The sequence below is a fragment of the Bacillus sp. FSL M8-0063 genome (assembly GCF_038005545.1).
GTDB classification, from domain to species: domain Bacteria; phylum Bacillota; class Bacilli; order Bacillales; family Bacillaceae_G; genus Bacillus_A; species Bacillus_A wiedmannii.
In genome coordinates, this window is the sequence record NZ_JBBOTJ010000001.1 from 1,245,590 (window position 1) to 1,267,985 (window position 22,396).

Consider the following 22,396-nt stretch of genomic DNA (forward strand, 5'->3'; position numbering starts at 1 on the left):
CGACCTCTTTTATATTTTTTCGTAAAAGAATGTATCAAAGCGCTGAAGATTGTATCGTTCAGGTGTTAAAATTTGTTCAGTACTACCAACAAATAATACGCCACCTTTTCGTAGAGCACGACTAAACTTTTCATAAAGTTTTACCCTTGCTTCTTCAGTAAAGTATATCATTACGTTGCGACAAATGATTAAGTCGTAATTTGTATCGAATGACTGCATTAACAGGTCGTGTTGTTTGAACGTCACGTTTTGCTTAATGTTTTGATGTAATGAATATATATCATTCTCTTTTGTAAAATGACGCTCTTTCAAATCAATAGGTAATTCTTTTAAAGAACGTTCTGTATATTGACCGCGTTTTGCAGTTTCTAAAATGTGAAAATCAAGATCTGTTGCTTGTATTTCAAAACGAAATGGAGCTAAATGTTTCGATAAAATTAAAGAGAGTGTATATGGTTCTTCACCGGCAGCGCAAGCGGCACTCCATACTTTTAATTTTCCGTTATTTTGTTCAAGTAATTTTGGTAGTGCTTTCGTCTCTAATGTTTGCCAACGTTCTTTATTTCTAAAAAACTCTGAAACGTTAATTGTAATATAGTCAATAAAACTTAAAAATAAATTTTGATCGGTACGTAAATTGCTTAAAAAACTAGTGTAGTTCTCAAAGCCCTTTCTCGAAATAAAAGCATCGATTCTACGACGCATTCTATCTTGTTTATATGAAGCGATATCCATATTGAATTGTTGTTTAAAACTCGCGATAAAATGATCATAATCTTGTTCAATTATCATATTTATAATAGGCACAATAACGATATTGTGCCTCCCCCTTTACATCATACGGATTTTTTGTTCAAAGTTTTTTTTCATCTGTTTTTCATGTAAACCTGGTAAATCATAAATAACAGCATCAATTCCTGCTTCTTTTGCAACGTCAACGGGAATGACAGATGTATGCTTGTCCCCATTATAAAAACAGAGAACTAAATCGGTATCTTCGATTATTTGTTTTACAAAAAACATATAATCCGATCGGTAAATGGAGTCGGAAGGATGATCAAAAGTAACATACTCGGCTCCGTGTCTTTTTAAGTAATCAAGGACCTCTTGAAATTCATCTGTTAATGCTTGTAACGGCTGTAGCGTGTAAAGGCATAAATTTTGAGCGAGTCTTTCGTTTTCGATGAAAAAACGAAGAATCTCATTTTCGATAGATTTATAACATAATATGTAAATTTTATGTTTGTGAGCATAGTCAGTTAAAAATTTTTTTATTTCTTCTTGATCTAATGCTGTTAATTGATTTGAACCACAAAGAAAAATATTCATAGATTTGTGCCACCTCATGCTAAATTGTAACATATCTTTTATAAAAAATAACTGCAAAATATTAGTGTTCAGAGTATAATTATAAATAACTGGATTTTACGATTAAGTTTAGGAAGAAATAAAAAAATAAATAGGTGATATATATGCTGCGTTCGATCTCGCATAATCCAATTTTATCGCATATACCGCCTGCTACTCAAATGCCGAAAGAAGCAAATGTCAGGACAGGACTTGCATTTTCGGATAATTTGCATGCAGATCCGAAAAAAGATAAATTGCTAGAACAAATGGAAGCATTTGTCGATAACATTGGAGAAATTAAAGAGAAAATTGAAATGGAATTAACGCTTGATAATGTAATGGAATACAAAAATACAGTAAAATCATTTTTGAATTTTTACGTAGATAATGTATTGCAATATAAAGATGTCATGTCTCGTCATCCGCGTTACGGATATTCACAGAAAATGACGATTGTAAAACAGGCGGAAATGGGATTAAATGAGCTAGAAGATGTTATGAATTTAATTAATACGAAAACGGGACATTTAGAAATGTTAAATCAGATTGGAGAAATCCACGGTTTAATTGTAAATTTAGTCTTGTAAAAGGGAAGGAAGCTATATGTACATACAATTATATGAAAAGCTTGTTATTATTCAAAAAGCATATGAAAACATTCAAGCGCTTGGAGAACAAATATATGAGAATTTAAAACATAAAAATGTAAATGCAGTTCAAAAGTTACAAGTAGAGCAATTGCAGTACATTGATGGTTTAAAAAAGTTATCAAGTTCATTTGAAGAAATGGTTGTTCAGTTTTGTAAAGAACAGGGCGTGGAATCATTTCGCGTAAGTGCGTTATTTTCGTATTTTTCTCATGAAGAAATTGAAAAAATGGAAGAATTACAAAAAAATGTAGCTGAATTAGAAGAGAATGTAAAAATGATTCTTTTGAAAAATCAATATTACTTAAACGTACTATTAAAAACTACAGAAAGTATTGTGGATTCCGTTTCTGAATATAATTTAGAGCGAAACAATAATTCACAAATCTTTATGAACGAACTATTGTAAAGGGGAAGTGAAACATTATGAGATTATCTGATTATAATACGCCGCTATCGGGTTTATTAGCGGCACAAATGGGATTACAAACGACGAAACAAAATTTATCTAACATTCATACGCCTGGTTATGTGCGTCAAATGGTGAATTACGGATCGGCTGGGGCAAGTCAGGGCTATTCACCGGAACAAAAAATAGGTTACGGTGTACAAACGTTAGGCGTTGACCGTATTACAGATGAAGTGAAGACGAAACAGTTTAACGATCAATTATCTCAACTCTCTTACTATAACTACATGAATTCGACTTTATCACGTGTAGAATCTATGGTTGGAACGACAGGGAAGAATTCATTATCTAGTTTAATGGATGGCTTCTTCAATGCCTTTCGTGAAGTTGCAAAAAATCCAGAACAACCAAATTACTATGATACATTAATTTCTGAAACTGGGAAATTTACAAGCCAAGTAAATCGTCTGGCGAAAGGCTTAGATACAGCAGAAGCACAAACGAGAGAAGATATTGAAGCGCATGTCAATGAATTTAATCGTCTTGCTGGCAGCTTAGCGGAAGCGAATAAAAAAATTGGACAAGCAGGTACACAAGTGCCAAATCAACTTTTGGATGAACGTGATCGTATCATTACAGAAATGTCTAAGTATGCAAATATAGAAGTGTCTTATGAATCTATGAATCCTAATATCGCGAGTGTTAGGATGAATGGTGTTTTAACAGTAAATGGACAAGATACATATCCACTTCAATTAAATAAAGAAAAAGAACCAATGATTGCTGAAATTTACGGTTCGGAAATTCCTTTAACTAGTGGAGCAATCCAATCAGCGATCGATACGAAAGCGAAGATTGCTAGTTATAAGAAAAACCTTGAAGAACTAATGAATTCTGTAAAGAATGAAGTGAACACAGTAATGGGGAAAGAGTTCTTCGTTGGAGATCAAGCGAAAGATATGAAATTAAACCCTGAATTTGCAAAAGATGTTTCGAAAATGAAAATATCAGCTGAAACAGCAAATAAACTAGCAGCAATTACAGATGGAAATTATAAAGAAGGTCTTTCTTATAAACAAGCATTAGACCAGTTCGTAGTTGGTGTTGCATCTGATAAAAGTGCAGTGAATGCTTATCAAAAAATTCATGGGGATTTATTAGAGGGGATTCAGCAAGAAAAAATGGGTGTTGAAGGCGTTAATATGGAAGAGGAAATGGTTAATTTAATGGCCTTCCAAAAATATTTCGTTGCAAACTCTAAAGCTATTACTACGATGAATGAAGTGTTTGATAGTCTATTTTCGATTATTCGATAAGTGATAGTAATTGATTGGAAATATATAAGGAGGAGATAGAAATGAGAGTATCTACATTTCAAAATGCAAGCTGGGCAAAGAATCAGTTAATGGATTTGAATGTGCAACAACAATACCACCGAAATCAAGTAACTTCAGGGAAGAAAAACCTTTTTATGAGTGAAGATCCACTTGCGGCAAGTAAATCATTTGCGATTCAACATTCATTGGCGAATATGGAGCAAATGCAAAAAGATTTAGCGGATTCGAAAAATGTATTAACACAAACCGAAAATACTTTACAAGGTGTTTTTAAATCTTTAACGAGAGCAGATCAATTAACGTTGCAGGCATTAAGTGAGCAAAATGGTGAAAAAGAATTGAAAGCCATTGGTGCAGAGATTGATCAAATTTTAAAACAAGTTGTATATTTAGCAAATACGAAAGAGCAAGGTCGTTATATTTTCGGTGGTGATAGTACAGAGAAACCACCATTTACAGAAGATGGTACGTATCAAGGTGGACAAAATGATGTGAACTGGCAACTAAATGACGGTTATGAATTAAAAGCATTTCGTAACGGTGAAGCGCTATTATCCCCTGTTATAAAAACGTTAAAACAGATGAGTGAAGCGATGCAAAAAGGTGACCAAAAAGCATTACAGCCGTTATTAGGAGAAAATAAGAAAAATTTAGATGGCATCATTAACCGTACAACTGAAGTTGGTTCGACAATGAACACAATGGAGACGTTTAAAACAATTTTAAGCGAGCAAAATTTAGCACTTCAAGAAAACCGTAAAGAAATTGAGGATGTTGACTTAGCGGTAGCAATTTCTGATTTAGCTTATATAAACGCAACGTATGAAGCTACGTTAAAAGCAGTTAGTACGATGAGTAAAACGAGTATTTTAGACTATATGTAATCTATAAGGAGTGAGAAAAATGGCAGGAACAACGATGACAGGTATTGGTGGTAGACAACAAATTTGGAACCTCGGAAATAATATGATCGATACTTCTAACCTAGTAGAATTAGAGCTGCAAGCGTTAGATATGAGGAAAACACCGTATACGAAAGAAAAGAACGATCTTACAAATGATAAACTATTATATACAAGTTTGAAATCGGAATTTAGCTCTTTCACACAAACTTTTAAAAACTTAGCGGCTTTTAAAGGGAATGAAAAAAAAGTAACGACAACGCAAGAAGGCTATATAGATGTAAAAGCTGATGGTGGTGCAATTGCTGGCACTTTTAATATGACGATTACTCAGCTTGCACAGCGTCATCAAATAGCCTCTAATAAGGTTACTGATATAAATGCGAAGCTTCCTAAAGATGAAACAATAAAACTAGGTGATAAAGAACTAAAAGTAACAACTGATATGACATATAAGGATTTAATTAATAAAATTAATGACGGAGATTATGGTGTATCGGCTTATACACTTGGAGATAAAATTTTCATGACCTCGAAAAAAGAAGGGGCAATGAATGAAATTAAATTAGAAAAGACACCACCGAATGTACTTACAGATTTGTTTTATTCGAAAGTGGAAGGAAAAGACCCACTTGCCACGGAAATGAAATTAAATACTATTAACGAAGCATTAGATGCAAAATATACTATTAATGGTATTGAAGGTAAAAGTCCTAGCAATACAATTGAAGCTCTTCCAGGCGTGAAAATTGAATTGTTAAAAGTAACTGAGCCGACAGTAGAAGGAACATCAAATGCAGGTACAACAACAGAACCAAAAGCAAAAGGCATAGATCTAAAATTCACAGTAAGTGACTCAAACGTAACAGACGCATCAAATATTATTAAAAAGATGGTTGCAGATTATAATAAAGCTGTTGCTACAGTAGATATCTTTGCTGGTAAAGGTGGGGCCTTCCAAGGACAAGCTATTATGCAAAGTGTGCGTCAAGCTATGAACAATGTTGTAACATTTTCACAAGAGGGCAATTACTTATTCTCATTTGGTATTCAATTAAAGCAAGATGGAACGATGGAAGTTAATGACGAAGCATTAACGAAAGCGTTAAAAGAAAAACCGGATGCAGCGAAGCAATTTTTCTTTAGTTCTAACGGTTTAGGAAAAATGATGGAAGAGCCACTTGATAAGTTATTTGGTGATAAAGGTGTAGTTGGAGAACGAGTAAAAAACATTGATTCACGTGTAAGTGATTTAGATAAAAAGATTAAAGATATTGAAACGCAAAACTTGCAAAAGCAAGATGAAATTGTGAAGAAGTATCAAAAGCTAGAAAGTACGTTAGCGGCGCTTGATAGCCAATTAAAAACAATTAAAGCAATGACAAAACAAAAAAGTGATGATTAATGAAAGGTAAGGAAGTGATTGTATGCAAGCATGGCAACGTTATATGCAAAATGATATTATGACGAGTAATCCGATTAAAAATACAATTTTTATTTATGAAAGATGTATTGTAGAGTTTCGTAATTTAGAAGAACTGTTACATACTTTTAAGCTACAAGAAGGAGATGCACTTCTTGAAAAGTTAGAACGTATTTTTGAAGAATTAAAGCTTCAATTAAATCCTGAAATTACGAAAGATTTATATGATAGTCTGTACGGTTTATACGATTGGATTAGCATTCAAATTCAAACGATGAAAGTAACACGTGAAGCAAAAGACATGGATGCAATTGTGAAAGTGTTACAAGATTTAATAGATGGTTACCGCGGAGCACTTGAAAATGAACAATGATATTTATCGGACGTTTGTTGGCTGTTTTAATGAAATCGGTGAATTGCAAGTGTCAGATGGGGAGTTTGCTGAGAAGAGTGAGATGTTAAATCGCTGGATGATGACATTGGATGAGGAAACACGTGCACAAGTTGCAGCAGAAGTAAGCCCATTCATTATTAAGGCGGCACAGCATATCCGAGATAAGCAAAAGATTTTGGAAGAAATGATTATGACAAATGATGGGCGCATGAAAGCTAATTCATTTTACGGTAAATTTTAATGATTGAGTTTAGAAACGGATTCCCCTTTTAAGAGGGGATCCATTCCTTTGTTTTAATAAAGACTTCCGCTGATTGAGGTTTCATTTTATGACTGTAATGAAAAATAGTAGTAATCTAAATAATGTAAAAATGAACTTTAGTTTGTAGATCATATATTGAAATGTTCCGTAGATTATTGCGTGTATACAGTTTTTTTGTATTCTTTTTTATATTTTTGTATTTTTCTAAAGACAACAATGGAAAAATGGAATAAAATATGTAAGGGTACATGATTGTTAATATTTTAATAAACGCATATAAGAAAATAAATAATGAAGTGAAACTTCCATCAGTGGATCATGAAGTTAAAAAAGAAAGGGTGTGGAATATGCCAGATTTAGTGAGTGATGTAGGCCATTATATGAATTATTTAGTGACGAAACGAAATACTGTTTCTAGTAATATTGCAAATGCGAATACACCCGGCTATAAAGCGCAAGATGTAACATTTGCTGAGCAAATGAATAAAAGTAGTGCATTATATAAGAACAATGCTGCGGACTTAAAGAGTAATCCAAATTTATATCAAACGAATGAAATGCACTTACCGACAGTGAATACGAAAAATACATATGCAAAGATGCAAACAAAATCAATGCAAACGAATAAAGATGGAAATAGTGTGGATGTAACGACAGAAATGCTAGATTTAATGAAAGCAAATCAGTTATACGGTATTTCAATTAACGCGATTAATACACAATATGCAATTAACCAAGCGGCACGCGGACGTTAAAAGTAGAAGGAGAGACAACGATGTTTCAGGCAATTAATGCAAGTGGCTCAGGGCTAACGACAGCGAGAAAGTGGATGGAAGTTACTTCTAACAATATTGTAAATACAAATACAACGGCTGCTCCGGGGGCGAATTTATATGAGCGTCGTAGTGTAGTGCTAGAATCAAACAATAGTTTTGCAAATATGTTAGATGGGTCTCCTACAAATGGAGTAAAAATAAAAAGTATTGAAGCAGATAAAACTGAAAACTTAGTGTATGATCCAACACATCCGCATGCAAATGAAGAAGGATATGTACGCTATCCAAATATTGATGTGACTGCTGAAATGACGAATGTAATGGTTGCCCAAAAAATGTACGAAGCGAATACAAGTGTATTAAATGCGAATAAAAAAATGCTTGATAAAGATTTAGAAATTGGCAGAGGATAAGGGGGAATATAGTAATATGAAAATCCAACCAATGTTAAATACGCAACCATTTGGAGCAATTCAGTCAATTGGTGCACCGAAAACGTCTCAAACATCTGTAGTTGAGGGGAAAAAGTTTATTGATTTATTGGAAGATATGAATCAAACGCAAAACAATGCACAAACAGCAGTATATGATTTACTAACTAAAGGAGTAGGAGAAACGCATGACGTTTTAATTCAGCAGAAGAAGGCTGAGTCTCAAATGAAAACGGCTGCTCTCGTACGTGATAATCTTATTGAAAATTATAAGTCACTAATTAATATGCAAATTTAGGAAAGTGGACGGGTGTGTTTAAATGGAAAAGATGAAAAATGTTATCCAATCGTTAAAAACGTGGCATAAGTTAGTAATCGGTGCTGCGCTTTTAGCGATTGTAACAGGAGCACTTTTATACTTCACCTTGCCAGATAGATATGTTGTTGTATATCAAAATTTAAATGATGCAGATAAGCAAGAGATTACAGCAGAATTATCAAAGTTAGGTGTCGATTATCAGTTAGCGGCCGATGGATCGATTCGTGTGCAAAAAAATGATGCTCCATGGGTTCGAAAAGAAATGAATGGGATGGGCTTACCGTTTAATTCTAAAAGCGGTGAGGAAATTTTATTAGAAAGCTCGCTCGGTTCAAGTGAGCAAGATAAAAAAATGAAGCAAATTGTCGGTACGAAAAAGCAATTGGAGCAAGATATCGTAAGAAACTTTGCGACAGTTGAAACGGCAAATGTTCAAATTACATTACCTGAAAAAGAGACAATTTTTGATGAAGAAAAAGCAAAAGGAACAGCTGCGATTACTGTAGGTGTGAAACGTGGCCAATTATTAACGGCAGATCAGGTTGCAGGTATACAGCAAATGATTAGTGCTGCAGTTCCTGGCGTGAAAGCAGAAGAAGTAAGTGTGATTGATAGCAAAAAAGGTATTATCTCAAAAGGAGCAGATGAAGCGCATTCTACTAGTTCCTCTTCTTATGAAAAAGAAGTAGAGATGCAACATCAAATTGAAGGTAAATTAAAGCAAGATATTGACGCAACATTAATGACGATGTTTAAACCGAATGAATATAAAGTGAATACGAAAGTATCTGTAAACTATGATGAAGTTACACGCCAGTCAGAAAAATATGGTGATAAAGGTGTACTTCGTAGTAAACAAGAGCAAGAAGAAAGCTCTACTGCGCAAGAAGGAGCAGAGACAAAACAAGGTGCTGGTATTACAGCGAACGGTGAAGTGCCAAATTACGGTACGAACAATAATCAAAATGGTAAAATCGTCTATGATAATAAAAATGGTAACAAAATTGAAAACTATGAAATAGATAAAACGGTTGAAACGATTAAGAAACATCCAGAATTAACGAAAACAAATGTTGTAGTATGGGTAGACAATGATACGTTAGTAAAACGAAAAATGGATATGACTACTTTCAAAGAAGCAATCGGCACAGCTGCTGGGCTTCAAGCTGATCCGAATGGAAACTTTACAAACGGTCAAGTTAACGTTGTAACTGTTCAGTTTGATCAGCCGAAAGAAGAGAAGAAGAAAGAACCAGAAGAAAGCGGTATAAACTGGTGGTTATTCGGTGGAATTCCAGCTGGTTTATTAGCAATTGGTGGTCTAGTATGGTTCTTATTAGCAAGACGTAAGAGAAAGAAAGAAGAAGAGGAATATGAAGAATACTTAGCAGAAGAGGAAATTGCTGCAAGTAATGAAAGTATCATGGAAATTCCTGAAGAAAAAATAGTACCAGAGCCAAAACCAGAACCAGAAGAACCGAAAGAACCAACGTTAGATGAACAAGTGCATGATGCTACGAAAGAACATGTAGAAGGAACTGCAAAAGTAATTAAAAAATGGTTAAATGGACAGTAAGGGAGGAACAACGATGTTAGATGAAATCTCCTCCAAAGAAAAAGCTGCCATCCTTATTCGTACATTAGAAGAAGGGGTGGCAGCAAAAGTCATTGAATATATGACGGCTGAGGAAAAAGAAGTATTACTTCGTGAAATCGCGAAGTTTCGTGTATATAAACCGGAAACGTTAGAAAATGTACTAGGGGAGTTCTTGTATGAATTAAATGTAAAAGAATTAAACCTAGTGACTCCGGATAAAGAATATATTCGTCGCATATTTAAAAATATGCCAGAAGACGAACTAGAAAAATTATTGGAAGATCTTTGGTATAACAAAGATAATCCGTTTGAATTCTTAAATTCACTTGCGGATTTAGAACCGCTTCTTACTGTACTTAATGATGAATCGCCACAAACGATTGCGATTATCGCTTCTTATATTAAACCGCAGCTTGCTTCTCAATTAATTGAGAGATTACCAGATCATAAGCGAGTAGAAACGGTAATGGGGATTGCGAAGCTAGAGCAAGTTGATGGTGAATTAATAAATCAAATTGGTGATTTATTAAAATCAAAATTAAATAATATGGCATTTAATGCAATTAATAAAACGGATGGCTTGAAAACAATAGTAAACATTTTAAATAATGTTTCACGAGGTGTTGAAAAAACAGTCTTTCAAAAGCTGGATGAAATGGATTATGAGTTATCTGAGAAAATTAAAGAAAACATGTTTGTATTTGAAGACTTACTCGGACTTGAAGATCTTGCACTTCGTCGTGTATTAGAAGAAATTACAGATAACGGTGTTATTGCGAAAGCACTTAAAATTGCAAAAGAAGAAATTAAAGAGAAATTATTTACATGTATGTCTTCAAACCGTAAAGAGATGATTCTAGAAGAATTAGATGGCTTAGGGCCGCTTAAGATGACGGATGCTGAAAAAGCACAGCAAACGATTACAGGCACAGTGAAAAAGCTAGAGAAGGAAGGAAGAATTATCGTTCAAAGAGGTGAAGATGATGTCCTTATTTAAAAACAGAATTCCGAAGAATTCTGTTTCTTTTTCTGAAGAAACGTATGAATTACAATTTCCAAAACCAATACCAGTTCAAGTCGAAGAAGAAATACAGGTGGACCATGAAGAGCTTCTTGCACAGCAACAATCATTACATACTGAACTGAATCAACTAAGGCAAGAACAGCAAATGCTAGAACGAGAGCGTCAACAGCTATTGCAAGATAAAGAAGAATTTCAAATGCATATTCATGACCAAATGGAACAGATGGAAGCAGCACGTATGCAGTTTCAAAAAGAACAACAAGAAACAGCATATGAATGGACAGAGTTATTATGGAATCAATCTTTTCAACTAGCAGAAAAAATCGTGAATCAAGCGGTAGATTCACGATTGCTTGATGTGTTACCCATTTTAACTGGTATCGTTCAAACGTTGCCTACTTCGTTTGAAAAATTAATCATTACCGTACACCCAGAAACATTTGAACGTATTCAAGAAGAGAAGGAAAATACGAAAGAGTATTGGTTACTACAATTAGTAGAATGGAAATATGATTTCTCCTTACAGTTCGGTGAATTTGTTCTAGAAGAAGAGAAAGAGTTCTTTGAATTTAAATTTGCACCTATATTTGCGAAACTTCGCCAGAAATGGGAAGAAGAGAAGGTATTTGAGGAGCAAAATGTATGAATAACAAGCTCATGAACGAACATAGTAAATGGAATACGTTTATTGAAACCCCGTTTTATACGAAAATCGGTAAAGTTCATAGTGTACAAGAACAGTTTTTCGTAGCGAAAGGGCCAAAGGCGAAAATTGGAGATGTTTGTTTCGTTGGGGAACATAATGTTTTATGTGAAGTGATTGCGATTGAAAAAGAAAACAATATGTTACTTCCATTTGAGCAAACAGAAAAAGTATGTTATGGAGATTCAGTTACATTAGTTGCAGAAGATGTTGTCATACCTCGTGGGAATCATTTACTCGGAAAAGTGTTAAGCGCAAATGGCGAAGTACTAAATGAGGATGCAGAGAATATTCCATTACAAAAAATAAAACTAGATGCCCCGCCTATTCATGCATTTGAACGTGAAGAAATTACCGATGTATTTGAAACTGGAATCAAATCGATTGATTCTATGCTAACAATTGGCATCGGTCAAAAGATTGGTATTTTTGCAGGTTCTGGTGTTGGTAAATCTACTTTACTCGGAATGATTGCAAAAAATGCAAAAGCTGACATTAATGTTATTAGCTTAGTAGGAGAACGTGGCCGGGAAGTAAAAGACTTTATTCGAAAAGAATTAGGTGAAGAAGGAATGCGAAAAAGCGTCGTTGTTGTAGCGACGTCAGATGAAAGTCACCTAATGCAACTTCGTGCAGCGAAGCTTGCAACGTCTATTGCTGAACATTTCCGTGATCAAGGTAATAACGTACTACTTATGATGGACTCTGTTACTCGTTTTGCTGACGCGCGTAGGAGTGTTGATATTGCCGTTAAAGAGTTGCCGATCGGTGGTAAAACACTCTTAATGGAAAGTTATATGAAGAAGCTGTTAGAGCGCTCTGGGAAAACACAAAAGGGATCTATAACAGGTATTTATACCGTACTCGTTGATGGAGACGATTTAAACGGCCCTGTACCAGATTTAGCGCGTGGTATTTTAGATGGACATATTGTATTAAAACGTGAGCTTGCAACACTGAGTCATTACCCTGCTATTTCAGTGCTAGACTCAGTGAGTAGGATTATGGAAGAAATCGTTTCGCCAACTCATTGGCAACTTGCAAATGAAATGAGAAAAATCTTATCTGTTTATAAAGAAAATGAATTGTATTTTAAATTAGGAACGATTCAAGAAAATACAGAAAATGCTTATATTTTTGAATGTAAAAACAAAGTAGAAGGTATAAATACGTTTTTAAAACAAGGTCGATCTGATAGTTTCCAATTTGATGATATTGTTGAAGCGATGCACCATATAGTATAAGACCTCTGCCCAAGAGGTCTTATTTTTTTGTTTTTTTAATATTTCACAGATTTTTTTGGAAAAAAACTATATAATAGAAAAAGAGAACGTTATAATAGGAAGGGGCTATGAAAACAGGTGGATAAGCAGCAGTACGACACGATAAAATTGCAAATAAATCAAGAAAAAGAACAGATTTTGAAAGAAGTGTATGAATTAACAGGTGAAAAAAGAAAAATAGAACAAAAAAAAGAATATGATTTATATGTAGTAAAATCGCGTAGTAAAGTCGTACAAACTGGGCAGCGTATAATGGCTGGCATGCTTTCGTCACATACGTTTTCACCTGAAAGAATAGAAGAATGGAATCGGAAAATTAAAAAAACGGAAGATTTTATTCAAAAAAATGAAAGCCTTTTAGAACAGGTAAAAGAAAAAGAACGTGTCATTGATGAAATGTATCAAGAAGATTGTAGAAAGCTTGCAAAAGTACGAGAAAAGCAGGAAGAAAAAATGCTTCTTGATTTGAAAATGTGTATGAATGGGTGAGGTGAATATAGTGATACAGTCTGTATTACCGGTGCAACAAAGTTTACCTCCGCAAAAAGAAAAAGGGCTAGAAGTACAATCAAAAAGTGAAGATTCTTCATTCGATCGTACGATGAGAATGGAAAATAAAAAGCAGCCGAAAACGGAGAAAATGAAACGAGAAGAAGCACCAAAAGAAGAAAAAAAAGAATATATTCTTTCTAAACAATCAGTAACGAAAGAAGAGCCAATTGTAAAGAAAGAAGAAAAAAAAGAGACAGAACAGTTACTATTAGCTGTATCTGAGCAAATGGTTGCAATTGAACAATTACGTGTGCAGCCGGAATTGTTATATCAATACATACAAAAAATACAAGAGCTATATAAAGAATATGGAAATATAAAACTTAACGAATTACCCGCCAATGAATTACAACAGTTGCAAGAGCTTCTTTCAAATATGAATATCAAAAATGCTATATGTTTAGAAGATACAATGCAAATGGTATTAGACAAAATGAAGATGCCGGAGCAAACGATGCAAGCATTAAAAATTGTAGAAACAGAAACTTGTAATATTGCAAAGAAACAAGAGGATTCCAAAGATTTAGATGTAGATCTTCCAAAAGCTGAGGGCGATGATGTAAAGATAGAGTTGCCTGAAGGTGATGTGTTAAACGATTCGAGTTCAACGGGTGCGGAGTTATTAAATAAAGCAACGGGTACGGATCAAATAGGAAAATCAAATAGTGGCGCTGAGAAAGTTACGTTACCTGACTTAGGAAAGAAAATGGAAGCACAAGTAGAAGCGTTGCAAAAATTTGTAGTGAAACAAGAGCGTGTTTTATTTCAGTTAAACCCAGAAAAACTTGGTACATTAACGGTGTTTATGAAAAAACATGGAGATCAAATTGATGTTCACGTAGAAATGGAAAAACATGATGCGAAAAAACGTGTTGAAATCATTTTTGATGAATTGAGATTGAAGTTAAAAGAAAAAGAAATCAATATTCAAATTAGCTATTCAGATAAAGATGAAAATCGAAAAGAACAGCGAGAACAAGAGCAAAGACAAAAACAAAAATTAGCAAGTACAAAACATGAAAAACAACATGCAAAAGAATTTGCGGGATTATTGGAGGAATAAAGTGTGCCAACAGTTGGATTAAATACAACGAGTACAAATCATATTCCGTTACAAGCAGGAGCACAAACAAAAAACGCATCTGTTACTGGTGCACAGTCGACAGCTCAACAAGCAAACGGAGTATCAGCAAGTACTCAAAAAACACCCGGTATTATGGATAAAGATGATTTCCTGAAACTTTTCTTAGCAAGCTTTCAACATCAAGACCCGTTTAATGCGATGGATATGAACCAAATGATGAACCAAACAGCACAGCTATCGCTTATGGAGCAAGTACAGAATATGACGAAAGCAGTAGATAAACTGCAATCAACGATGTATTCGACGGCTCTTGATGGAGGGATGAAGTTTTTAGGAAAGTACGTTAGAGGTGTAAGCAATAATGGAAAGCAAGTGACTGGTCAAGTGGAAACAGTTCGACTTGCTGAAAATAACGATGTGCAACTTATTGTTGATAATCAAGTTGTCTCACTTCGTTTCATAGAAAGGGTTTCTGATAAACCGATAACAGAAACTAATCCGGAAGATGAGAAGAAAGATGATATAGAAAAAAATGAAGAGGTTAAACAAGATTAATAAAAGGAGTGTACAAAGGTTATGATTAAAGCGTTATATACAAGTATTACAGGGATGAATGCAGCACAAAATGCATTAAGTGTTACTTCAAATAATATTGCAAATGCACAAACAGTTGGATATAAAAAGCAAAAGGCTATATTTGATGATTTGCTATATAATAATACGGTTGGTTCACGTGGTGATGGTGCTTATGCTGGCACGAATCCAAAGAGTATTGGTAACGGTGTAAAGTTCAGTGGGACATCTACAGATTTTAGTGATGGCTCTATTACTTTAACTAGTGATAAGATGGAGACAGCGATAGAAGGAAACGGTTTGTTTTTAGTTGGTGATCGTAATGCTGGAAATGTAGAGTATACGAGAAAAGGGTCTTTTAGTGTATCGAAAGATAGCTATGTTACAAATACAGGTGGACAGTATGTACTAGGTTATGGTGTAAAAACAGGAACACAAGAAGTAGATTTTTCTTCACGACCAAGCCCAATTCATATTCCAATGGGATCAGCTGTTGGTGGGATTCAAACAGATAAAGCGACAATAGGCGGAAACCTTCCTAGAAACCAAAATGCATTATCTCACGAATTCACAGTTTTTGATGCGGAAGGGAACTCGTTAACGTTACGTGTAAATATTAAACAAAAGACTACAAAAGAGACTGTAGATGGTAAAGAAGTTGAAAAGCCAGTGCCAGGTGAATATACATATGCAGTTTCTGTAAGAAATGATTCTAAAAACGAAAAAGAATTTAAGCCTATTGAAGGTATGCCGGACAACAAACCGCTTATATTTGATACATTAGGAAATTTAAAGCAAACAGATGAGGCTGTACAAAAAGATCCAGTAACTGGTGAAATTACTAAAGGTGGATCTGTTCAAATTCCTTTTGGTGGTGGTCTAACACTTGATTTAAGCGGATTAACAAATTATCCGACAGGGAAAACTATTTCTACCACAGAAGTAACGGGGCGTCCAGCTGCAATTGCAAATGACTATTCTATTTCTGACGGTGGTTTCGTTATGATGAAATATTCGGATGGTAGTATGAAAGTTGTAGGACAACTAGCTGTAGCTACATTCCCGAATTCAGGTGGATTAATGAAAACAGGGAATGGAAATTACGTTGCGACACCATCAGCGGGTATTCCAGGAATAGGTGTTGCTGGTGAGAATGGTGCAGGGAATGTACGAGGGTCAGCAAAAGAAAGTTCAAACGTAGATTTATCTGTAGAATTTGTTGATTTAATGCTTTATCAACGTGGGTTCCAAGGAAATGCGAAAGTAATTAAAGTTTCAGATGAAGTATTAAATGAAGTTGTAAACTTAATTCGATAATATATCATAAAGTAAAATTGTAATGTAGTAGAAAGGGTTTTTTATTCGTATGACGACAAGACAAGAGCGAATTTTACAATTGCCTTTTTTCGAAAATAAACGTGAACTTGCAGAGCAAGTGTTAAAAATGGAACGAGAAGAGCATATATATTTACCTGATCAATTTGAAATTAAGCAAGTACCTGCATATTCATTTGGTGAAAAGCAATCAATTATTGGCCGTATTCATGAGTTTTATTTCGTAAGTGTTGGTAGCGAAGGAGAATGGAAGTATCAACTGTTTAAGGACGAGATGAAGTGCCGTGAGTTTTTTATTACACTATCAGGAATAACGGATCAGCAGATTGCATTTTGGTTCAATAACATCGAGTTATTGAAAAGTTCTTAAAAAGATCTAAAAAGACCTTAAAAGCTCTTTTCAGGGTTGAAGAGAGGACCCAGCGTTGTTTTGGAGCGGTTAGTGCCTAATAGGGCCTCGACTGGTGTATAAGGACAGAGGTATGGAGAGTTACTAGGGTAGTATAAGAAGAGGTAAGCGAAGTTTAGTGTGGATAAACAGTTATGATCCAGACGGGCTCCTAGTTGTAAGAATAGAGCTATGGAGGCGTACTGAGATGGTTGGGGATGAGATAATCATTTCATAGTAGGCTAGTGCCTTCTGGATAGTATGTGACGATAGATTTCTATAAAAGGAGAGGTGAGGAGGATGGCGCAGAATAAGTATCGCGTTACATTCATTTCGCCAAGTGAGGTTGAGCAGCGGACTGTTATGGCGGCGAGTAGTTTGCCAGATTTAATTCGTAAAGTAGAGAGTATTATTGCAGATCCGAACGGTTATTTTGTAAATGATAAAAAAAATAATTGCTATTTTAAAGTGATTAAAGAAAATGTTACATTTATTCAATATGAGTTACTATTTTCTGATAAAGAAATTCATATTGAAAAATTAAAACATATAGCACCATCTATATTGAAACAATTATTTAAAAAAATAAATGATCCAGAATTATATGCGCTTGCGCTACTTGATGTTGATATAGCGACGAAAGAATATGTGTTAGAAGAAATGGATTCGGAGCTAAGAATAAGAGTAGAAACGGAGCTTTCGAAAAAGTGGGAAGCAATGCCGACAGAAATTGTAGGAGCACAAGAAGTGTTATTAGAGGCACTTGCTTCGTTTATACAAGATTAAGCGTCTTTTAAAATAAATCGTTCGACTATCTATATTTTTCATATAGGTAGTTGACTTTTTCGGTTTAATAAAGCTTAATAATTAGATATACGGAATTAATGGAAGGGGAGCGACACCTTTATGTCACAAGCACAAAGTATTTTATTAGAAAGCGGAACAAATGAATTAGAGATTGTTACATATACTGTTGGTGAAAACCTATTTAGTATTAATGTAATGAAAGTACGTGAAATCATTAATCCATTCCCTGTTACAACTGTGCCAGAATCTCATCATGCAGTTGAAGGTGTTGTTCAAGTACGTGGTGAAATTTTACCTGTTATTAACTTAGCGACGGCTCTTAATTTAAAATCAACAAAACCACTTGATCAAACGAAATTTATTATCTCTGAATTAAATCAAATGAAAGTTATTTTCCGCGTTGATGAAGTGCATCGTATTCAACGTATTTCGTGGGAACAAATTGATGAGCCAGCTTCATTATCTATGGGACTAGAAGAAACGACATCTGGTATTGTAAAGCTAGATGGAAAAATCATCTTACTATTAGATTACGAGAAAATTGTATGTGAAATTAGTGGTACTGGCTATGACAATAAATCACTTGCAGGTTTAGAGCAAAAAACGGATCGAGCTGAAAAAGTGATTTATATTGCAGAAGATTCAGCGATGCTTCGCCAAATATTAGAAGAAACATTATCATCAGCTGGATATACGAAAATGAACTTCTTCAGCAATGGTGCAGAAGCATTAGCACAAATTGAAAAACTAGCGAAAGAGCAAGGTGAAAAAATGTTTGAACATATTCACCTGCTAATTACTGATATTGAAATGCCAAAAATGGACGGACATCATTTAACGAAAGTTGTTAAGGATAGTGAAGTAATGAATCGTTTACCGGTTATTATTTTCTCTTCATTAATTACAAATGAATTATTCCATAAAGGCGAAGCTGTAGGAGCAAATGCGCAAGTAAGTAAGCCAGATATTCAAGAGTTAATTGGTTTAGTTGATAAGTTAGTGCTTTAAAAGCTTTTATTAGTAGCTGGAAGAGAGAATCTAGCGAAGTGTGGAAGTGGGGGTCAGTGCCTAATAGAGCCCCATGTGATTAAGGTCAGACATATGGAGTGGTTTTAAGGTCAGTAGAAGAATAGAGCTTTCAATTGAGGGTTTGAAGAACCGATATACATCTCTATTCTTTTAGTAGGGAGGAGGGAACTAGCCATGTGTAAGTAGTATTGGCTAGTTCCTTTTTAGTATTCTATACTCTGCTGTACAGGTAGGAAGATTAAACATTTCTGGAGTGTTTGTGGCTGTATGAATAGTCTCTACTTCGAGATTTTCAATTCGTTTAATGAATAAATAGCTGGCTTATTTATTTGAAAATATAAGAGAGCGTATTTTTGGATTATGCTAGTAAGGTTGCGTAGTAACGCAAACTTTTTCGGTGAAAATATATCTGAAATACCATATAATATAATTAATATGTAATTATAATTAATTAAAAATAATTTTTCTATTTCTATACTTTCTATACATTTTTGTATGTTTAATATTTGACAGATAATTTCGAAATGTTATAATATGGATATGGAAAAATGCTATTTTCTAAAAAGACATGGGAGTCAGATGAGAATTGTGAAAGGATGAGGGGGAGTGGCACAGATTATGTATCACCACACAGCAATCAATGTATTAAATCTTTTACAAAACATGTCAAATAATAAAATGAACGATGTGCAGCTAGAAGGGGAATTAAAAAAAATAGAGAAACAATTCCGAGTAGAGTATGAAGAATTAGTTGATTTATATAATAGAATGGTATTATTTCAAATAGATATCGAAAAAAATGGCGGGATGCGAGCGTATGAAAAATCTACAATTACATGGCTGAAGTCTGAGCTAGAGTTACTGTATGAAGTGTATCAATTTTCCCAACGTCACGGTTTAAACATTATTAATATTTCAAAATACGTTAGTAAAAAAGAACTAAATCTTTTTCCAAAAACAGCAAGTCAATTACAAAATACGTATTACAAATTAAAAAAATGTGAAATACCGTTTGAAAATATTAAAAAACAAAAACCAGGACGAAAGCGAAAATATACACCTGTAAAAGAACCGATTGTTGAGATGAAAAAAGAAAACAAGCAAGAGTTAAGAGGAGAAGTTCAAAATACGGAGAGTGAAAAAAGCCTTGTAACAGTTATATCTGGTATTGTTGATAATTTTGAAACGATTAGCCAGTGTAGTGAAAGAAAAGAGTATGAACTACATCAGTTCATGGAAGGAATCTATAAGCTTTCTAGCATGGCTGCAGAGCGTTCAAAAGATGAAAAGAATGCTCGAGGACTCGAAGGCGAATTACATGTATTACGAGCTGAAAATGAAAGACTAAAGCGAGAAAAGGAAGAGCTTGTTCATGATATAAAAGAAATGACGCATCATTTAATTCATTTCATTACGAGCTCTGATATTGATCAAATTCGCACATTACCTTTCTTCGTAAAAGAATGTAAACAAGATTTGCATAAATTAGGGTTATATAACGCACAAGACGGTAAAATGAAAATTATGGTTGATCGTAGTGGGCAGGTTATGACTGTAACACAGTAATAAAATTTGGGTACAAAATAAAAGGGAGATACATAGTTTATATGTATTTCCCTTTTGTTTTGTATGGAATCGTTTCATAGAAGGAAGATGATTTTTTAAGATTGTAGCAACTTGGAAACCATTTGCGGTATTTGATTTGCCTGTGAAACCATACTAAGCGCAACTTCAGTTAACTATTTAAACTTTAAAAAATCGCTCATTTCCTGCGCCATATCTGCATCTTCAATTCGAGATGCAGCATCTGTTAGGGCCATACTTTGGCTATTTAAATTTTCAATATTAAACTGTAAACGATTGATCATAGCCCCAAGATCAGCACGATGAAGTGATATATTTTGTAAAGCCTCTTCAATTTTACGAATCGCCGCTCTTGCTTCTTGTTCTGTTGAAATCTTGATGGCATGTTGTGTAGGGGAAGGGGGAATTTGTTTCGTCATATTTACTATATGACCGATATCGCATCGTTATTATTACGAATTGCCACACGCATACCACTGGCTCTCGCATGCATACGAGTCACAATCGCAATATTTGCAGGATTATCAGAATCATGGTTTAACTTCTTACCAGTTGCTAAATGCTCCATCGCAACATTCATACTTTTTTCATTCTCATACAACAACTGCCTAGCATTCATACTTAAAACATTCGTACACATTCCTTATCTTATACTTTCATATATGGTCTTAAAGTTAACCTCTAGTTGTGTTTTAACATGAGAGGGGATAGAGATAGGCATGGACTGCTTCTACGCATCGAGGATGCTCTCTTCCATAAAAAAGAAAGCTTTTACAAATGATTTATCTATATATATAAAATAAACCTCTCCGCAAGCAGAGAGGTTTATTCATGAAACGAACTCAAATGGCTTATTGTAATAATTTAGAAACCATTTGTGGAGTTTGGTTTGCTTGAGAAAGCATGCTGATACCAGCTTCGTTCAAGATTTTGAACTTAGTCATTTCAGACATTTCTTTCGCCATGTCAGCGTCTTCGATTTGAGAAGCTGAAGCTGCCATAGAGTTTTCTTGGCTCTTAAGGTTGTTTACATTGAAGTCAAGACGGTTTAATGTAGCACCTAGAGTAGCACGGTTATCAGCAACTGTTGTAAGAGCAGCATCAAGTTGTCCAACTGCATTTAGAGCTGATGGTTTTGCAGTATCTAATTTTGCAGTATCTTTAATTGCATCAAAAGCGTTTACAATATCAGTGTATCCTTTTCCTGCTGTTGTTGCATCTGTTGCTGTTGTTGCAAAGGCAGTTGCTGCTGTTGTAACTTTAGTTGCATCTGCACTATCAAATCCTGCTGCTTTAAATGCAGCTCCAAATGCAGCTACAGCTGCCTTTTGTGCAGTAAGGTTAGCTGCTTTAGCATAGTCAGCTTTAAATGTGTCAAAAGCTTCAATAGATTTTTTTGCATCATCTGTTAAAGCAGTTTCGATTGATAAGTCTGCGATACCTAAATCTGTAAGGCTCGCACCCTCTAATTTAATTCCAATCTGTTGAGCTGTTGCATCAGAGTCAAGAGTTTGGATTTTAATTTCTTGTGTAGACTTTAATAGGTTTTTGTCGTTAAATTGAGTATTGTCAGCAATGTAAGTGATTTGCTCTTTTAATGCAGAAAACTCCTTGTTTAAAGCAACTTGGTTTTTTGTAGTATTTGTACCAGTTGCAGATTGGTTTGCAAGGTCACGCATACGAAGTAAGATGTTAGATACAGAGTTTAAAGCTGAATCTGCAGTACGGATTAAAGACATACCATCTTGTGTGTTACGGGCAGCAACGTTTAAGCCGCCTTCACGAGCTTTCATACGAGTTGCGATTGCAAGACCTGCTGCATCGTCAGCTGCGCTATTGATACGTTTACCGCTTGATAAACGATCCATAGAGTTACTCATTTTTGCTTGGTTTTGGCGCATGTACTCTTGAGTACGCATGCTGTTAATGTTTGTATTAATTCTCATGTTAAGAACCCCCATTTTTTTATATTGACTTTTCTGCAAATTGAAAAACGGTAATATGCGAAAAAATCAATTTCGAGATTTATTGTAATCCCTGTCATAGCGGGTGTCAACTAAAAATTCGAATTAATAAATATAAAAAAATAACAGTTTAACAATATATTCATTTTTTTATTACAATATTATTAAAAGGATTATTGCAAACTTTAAAAAAAAACTCTAATATTAGATTATCTTTGTTTAC

At 34.5% G+C, this 22,396-nt stretch carries 25 protein-coding genes and 1 pseudogene; 22 read left to right on the forward strand and 4 right to left on the reverse strand.

The window, feature by feature from the left end:
• Positions 1-9 precede the first annotated feature (9 nt).
• Together cheR and MKX31_RS06445 are read right to left on the reverse strand one after the other, a co-directional pair.
• Positions 10-792: a protein-glutamate O-methyltransferase CheR gene (gene cheR / locus MKX31_RS06440; RefSeq protein ID WP_116349646.1), complete on the reverse strand. Its 783-nt coding sequence runs from the start codon at positions 790-792 to the stop codon at positions 10-12.
• 39 nt (positions 793-831) lie between these two features.
• Positions 832-1,329: a flagellar motor switch protein FliG gene (locus tag MKX31_RS06445; RefSeq protein ID WP_098102206.1), complete on the reverse strand. Its 498-nt coding sequence runs from the start codon at positions 1,327-1,329 to the stop codon at positions 832-834.
• Between the two features lie 143 nt (positions 1,330-1,472).
• Between MKX31_RS06445 and MKX31_RS06450 the strand changes: the two genes are divergently transcribed.
• The 22 genes from MKX31_RS06450 (at position 1,473) to MKX31_RS06555 (ending at position 20,191) form a co-directional block, all read left to right on the forward strand.
• Entirely contained in the window at positions 1,473-1,937 is a 465-nt protein-coding gene (locus tag MKX31_RS06450) for a YaaR family protein (RefSeq protein ID WP_000946323.1), read from the forward strand.
• A gap of 16 nt (positions 1,938-1,953) precedes the next feature.
• Positions 1,954-2,406 (forward strand): hypothetical protein, encoded by a 453-nt coding sequence (locus tag MKX31_RS06455; protein WP_048561273.1) that lies wholly within the window; start codon positions 1,954-1,956, stop codon positions 2,404-2,406.
• A gap of 17 nt (positions 2,407-2,423) precedes the next feature.
• Positions 2,424-3,722 (forward strand): flagellar hook-associated protein FlgK, encoded by a 1,299-nt coding sequence (gene flgK, locus MKX31_RS06460; RefSeq protein WP_340980347.1) that lies wholly within the window; start codon positions 2,424-2,426, stop codon positions 3,720-3,722.
• Between the two features lie 41 nt (positions 3,723-3,763).
• A complete protein-coding gene (locus MKX31_RS06465; protein ID WP_098093083.1) occupies positions 3,764-4,627 on the forward strand; it encodes a flagellar hook-associated protein 3 in 864 nt (287 codons plus the stop codon).
• Between the two features lie 19 nt (positions 4,628-4,646).
• Entirely contained in the window at positions 4,647-6,050 is a 1,404-nt protein-coding gene (locus tag MKX31_RS06470) for a flagellar hook-associated protein 2 (RefSeq protein WP_098093085.1), read from the forward strand.
• A gap of 22 nt (positions 6,051-6,072) precedes the next feature.
• Complete coding sequence (locus MKX31_RS06475) at positions 6,073-6,441, forward strand: flagellar export chaperone FliS (RefSeq protein WP_001149518.1); 369 nt, start codon at positions 6,073-6,075, stop codon at positions 6,439-6,441.
• Entirely contained in the window at positions 6,431-6,703 is a 273-nt protein-coding gene (locus tag MKX31_RS06480; RefSeq protein ID WP_001058080.1) for a hypothetical protein, read from the forward strand. Before MKX31_RS06475 ends, MKX31_RS06480 begins: the two co-directional genes overlap by 11 nt.
• A 368-nt stretch (positions 6,704-7,071) precedes the next feature.
• Positions 7,072-7,479, forward strand: a complete 408-nt coding sequence (flgB, locus tag MKX31_RS06485; protein WP_001113102.1) for a flagellar basal body rod protein FlgB — start codon at positions 7,072-7,074, stop codon at positions 7,477-7,479.
• A gap of 20 nt (positions 7,480-7,499) precedes the next feature.
• Positions 7,500-7,913 (forward strand): flagellar basal body rod protein FlgC, encoded by a 414-nt coding sequence (gene flgC, locus MKX31_RS06490; RefSeq protein ID WP_098093087.1) that lies wholly within the window; start codon positions 7,500-7,502, stop codon positions 7,911-7,913.
• A 16-nt stretch (positions 7,914-7,929) separates the two neighbouring features.
• On the forward strand, positions 7,930-8,229 hold the full coding sequence (gene fliE / locus MKX31_RS06495) for a flagellar hook-basal body complex protein FliE (protein ID WP_000701682.1): 300 nt from the start codon (positions 7,930-7,932) through the stop codon (positions 8,227-8,229).
• Between the two features lie 22 nt (positions 8,230-8,251).
• Entirely contained in the window at positions 8,252-9,826 is a 1,575-nt protein-coding gene (locus MKX31_RS06500) for a flagellar M-ring protein FliF C-terminal domain-containing protein (RefSeq protein ID WP_340980352.1), read from the forward strand.
• 13 nt (positions 9,827-9,839) lie between these two features.
• Complete coding sequence (locus MKX31_RS06505) at positions 9,840-10,844, forward strand: flagellar motor switch protein FliG (protein ID WP_000883360.1); 1,005 nt, start codon at positions 9,840-9,842, stop codon at positions 10,842-10,844.
• The gene (locus tag MKX31_RS06510) at positions 10,831-11,517 is read left to right on the forward strand and encodes a FliH/SctL family protein (protein WP_098093089.1); all 687 of its coding nucleotides are present in this window, start codon (positions 10,831-10,833) and stop codon (positions 11,515-11,517) included. The genes MKX31_RS06505 and MKX31_RS06510 overlap by 14 nt, the downstream gene beginning before the upstream one ends.
• The gene (gene fliI / locus MKX31_RS06515) at positions 11,514-12,818 is read left to right on the forward strand and encodes a flagellar protein export ATPase FliI (protein WP_098093091.1); all 1,305 of its coding nucleotides are present in this window, start codon (positions 11,514-11,516) and stop codon (positions 12,816-12,818) included. Before MKX31_RS06510 ends, fliI begins: the two co-directional genes overlap by 4 nt.
• Before the next feature lie 117 nt (positions 12,819-12,935).
• Positions 12,936-13,346: a hypothetical protein gene (locus MKX31_RS06520; RefSeq protein ID WP_000360879.1), complete on the forward strand. Its 411-nt coding sequence runs from the start codon at positions 12,936-12,938 to the stop codon at positions 13,344-13,346.
• Positions 13,347-13,356: 10 nt separating this feature from the next.
• Positions 13,357-14,472, forward strand: a complete 1,116-nt coding sequence (locus tag MKX31_RS06525; protein WP_142315017.1) for a flagellar hook-length control protein FliK — start codon at positions 13,357-13,359, stop codon at positions 14,470-14,472.
• Positions 14,473-14,475: 3 nt separating this feature from the next.
• Positions 14,476-15,048, forward strand: coding sequence for a flagellar hook assembly protein FlgD (locus tag MKX31_RS06530; RefSeq protein WP_001143483.1), 573 nt, complete (start codon positions 14,476-14,478; stop codon positions 15,046-15,048).
• A gap of 21 nt (positions 15,049-15,069) precedes the next feature.
• Entirely contained in the window at positions 15,070-16,383 is a 1,314-nt protein-coding gene (gene flgE, locus MKX31_RS06535; RefSeq protein ID WP_098093095.1) for a flagellar hook protein FlgE, read from the forward strand.
• A gap of 49 nt (positions 16,384-16,432) precedes the next feature.
• On the forward strand, positions 16,433-16,771 hold the full coding sequence (locus tag MKX31_RS06540; RefSeq protein WP_000213334.1) for a DUF3964 family protein: 339 nt from the start codon (positions 16,433-16,435) through the stop codon (positions 16,769-16,771).
• Between the two features lie 318 nt (positions 16,772-17,089).
• Complete coding sequence (locus MKX31_RS06545; protein ID WP_000068322.1) at positions 17,090-17,575, forward strand: hypothetical protein; 486 nt, start codon at positions 17,090-17,092, stop codon at positions 17,573-17,575.
• Between the two features lie 120 nt (positions 17,576-17,695).
• A complete protein-coding gene (locus tag MKX31_RS06550; RefSeq protein WP_064459934.1) occupies positions 17,696-18,604 on the forward strand; it encodes a chemotaxis protein in 909 nt (302 codons plus the stop codon).
• A gap of 639 nt (positions 18,605-19,243) precedes the next feature.
• Entirely contained in the window at positions 19,244-20,191 is a 948-nt protein-coding gene (locus MKX31_RS06555; protein ID WP_340981540.1) for a DNA-binding domain-containing protein, read from the forward strand.
• A gap of 95 nt (positions 20,192-20,286) precedes the next feature.
• Here the strand turns inward: MKX31_RS06555 and MKX31_RS06560 are convergent.
• Both MKX31_RS06560 and MKX31_RS06565 read right to left on the reverse strand, forming a co-directional pair.
• Positions 20,287-20,849: pseudogene (locus tag MKX31_RS06560) on the reverse strand (flagellin).
• A gap of 211 nt (positions 20,850-21,060) precedes the next feature.
• The gene (locus tag MKX31_RS06565) at positions 21,061-22,155 is read right to left on the reverse strand and encodes a flagellin N-terminal helical domain-containing protein (RefSeq protein WP_340980362.1); all 1,095 of its coding nucleotides are present in this window, start codon (positions 22,153-22,155) and stop codon (positions 21,061-21,063) included.
• Positions 22,156-22,396 lie beyond the last annotated feature (241 nt).

Bases quoted from the DNA above. Each gene is read 5' to 3' on its own strand.
- cheR (WP_116349646.1), bottom strand. From the start codon at position 792: ATGATAATTGAACAAGATTATGATCATTTTATCGCGAGTTTTAAACAA.
- MKX31_RS06445 (WP_098102206.1), bottom strand. From the start codon at position 1,329: ATGAATATTTTTCTTTGTGGTTCAAATCAATTAACAGCATTAGATCAA.
- MKX31_RS06450 (WP_000946323.1), top strand. From the start codon at position 1,473: ATGCTGCGTTCGATCTCGCATAATCCAATTTTATCGCATATACCGCCT.
- MKX31_RS06455 (WP_048561273.1), top strand. From the start codon at position 1,954: ATGTACATACAATTATATGAAAAGCTTGTTATTATTCAAAAAGCATAT.
- flgK (WP_340980347.1), top strand. From the start codon at position 2,424: ATGAGATTATCTGATTATAATACGCCGCTATCGGGTTTATTAGCGGCA.
- MKX31_RS06465 (WP_098093083.1), top strand. From the start codon at position 3,764: ATGAGAGTATCTACATTTCAAAATGCAAGCTGGGCAAAGAATCAGTTA.
- MKX31_RS06470 (WP_098093085.1), top strand. From the start codon at position 4,647: ATGGCAGGAACAACGATGACAGGTATTGGTGGTAGACAACAAATTTGG.
- MKX31_RS06475 (WP_001149518.1), top strand. From the start codon at position 6,073: ATGCAAGCATGGCAACGTTATATGCAAAATGATATTATGACGAGTAAT.
- MKX31_RS06480 (WP_001058080.1), top strand. From the start codon at position 6,431: ATGAACAATGATATTTATCGGACGTTTGTTGGCTGTTTTAATGAAATC.
- flgB (WP_001113102.1), top strand. From the start codon at position 7,072: ATGCCAGATTTAGTGAGTGATGTAGGCCATTATATGAATTATTTAGTG.
- flgC (WP_098093087.1), top strand. From the start codon at position 7,500: ATGTTTCAGGCAATTAATGCAAGTGGCTCAGGGCTAACGACAGCGAGA.
- fliE (WP_000701682.1), top strand. From the start codon at position 7,930: ATGAAAATCCAACCAATGTTAAATACGCAACCATTTGGAGCAATTCAG.
- MKX31_RS06500 (WP_340980352.1), top strand. From the start codon at position 8,252: ATGGAAAAGATGAAAAATGTTATCCAATCGTTAAAAACGTGGCATAAG.
- MKX31_RS06505 (WP_000883360.1), top strand. From the start codon at position 9,840: ATGTTAGATGAAATCTCCTCCAAAGAAAAAGCTGCCATCCTTATTCGT.
- MKX31_RS06510 (WP_098093089.1), top strand. From the start codon at position 10,831: ATGTCCTTATTTAAAAACAGAATTCCGAAGAATTCTGTTTCTTTTTCT.
- fliI (WP_098093091.1), top strand. From the start codon at position 11,514: ATGAATAACAAGCTCATGAACGAACATAGTAAATGGAATACGTTTATT.
- flgE (WP_098093095.1), top strand. From the start codon at position 15,070: ATGATTAAAGCGTTATATACAAGTATTACAGGGATGAATGCAGCACAA.
- MKX31_RS06540 (WP_000213334.1), top strand. From the start codon at position 16,433: ATGACGACAAGACAAGAGCGAATTTTACAATTGCCTTTTTTCGAAAAT.
- MKX31_RS06545 (WP_000068322.1), top strand. From the start codon at position 17,090: ATGGCGCAGAATAAGTATCGCGTTACATTCATTTCGCCAAGTGAGGTT.
- MKX31_RS06550 (WP_064459934.1), top strand. From the start codon at position 17,696: ATGTCACAAGCACAAAGTATTTTATTAGAAAGCGGAACAAATGAATTA.
- MKX31_RS06555 (WP_340981540.1), top strand. From the start codon at position 19,244: ATGTATCACCACACAGCAATCAATGTATTAAATCTTTTACAAAACATG.
- MKX31_RS06565 (WP_340980362.1), bottom strand. From the start codon at position 22,155: ATGAGAATTAATACAAACATTAACAGCATGCGTACTCAAGAGTACATG.